At 65.0% G+C, this 343-nt stretch carries 1 protein-coding gene; it reads right to left on the bottom strand.

Annotation, left to right across the window (positions count from 1 at the left end; all coding sequences use genetic code 11):
• On the bottom strand, positions 1–343 hold a 343-nt coding region (locus ASG72_RS20330), incomplete at both ends, for a GTP-binding protein (protein ID WP_244488774.1).

Below are 343 nucleotides of genomic sequence, written 5' to 3'. Positions count from 1 at the left end.
CGCGACCTTCGCCGAGCCCTTGGTGATCGGGATGTCGTCGCCCGGGAAATCATACTTCGACAGAAGCTCGCGGATCTCCATCTCGACCAGCTCGAGCAGCTCCGCGTCGTCGACCAGATCGACCTTGTTCATGAACACCACCAGCGCGGGAACGCCGACCTGGCGCGCCAGCAGGATGTGCTCGCGGGTCTGCGGCATCGGGCCGTCGGCCGCCGACACGACCAGGATCGCGCCGTCCATCTGCGCCGCGCCCGTGATCATGTTCTTCACATAATCGGCGTGGCCGGGGCAGTCGACATGCGCATAGTGGCGGTTCGCCGTCTCGTATTCGACATGCGCCGTT

It is taken from the genome of Allobosea sp. Leaf344 (assembly GCF_001426225.1).
GTDB lineage: Bacteria > Pseudomonadota > Alphaproteobacteria > Rhizobiales > Beijerinckiaceae > Allobosea.
Note: the sequence above shows the minus strand (reverse complement) of the source record. Positions and strands in the feature narration are given on the sequence as shown.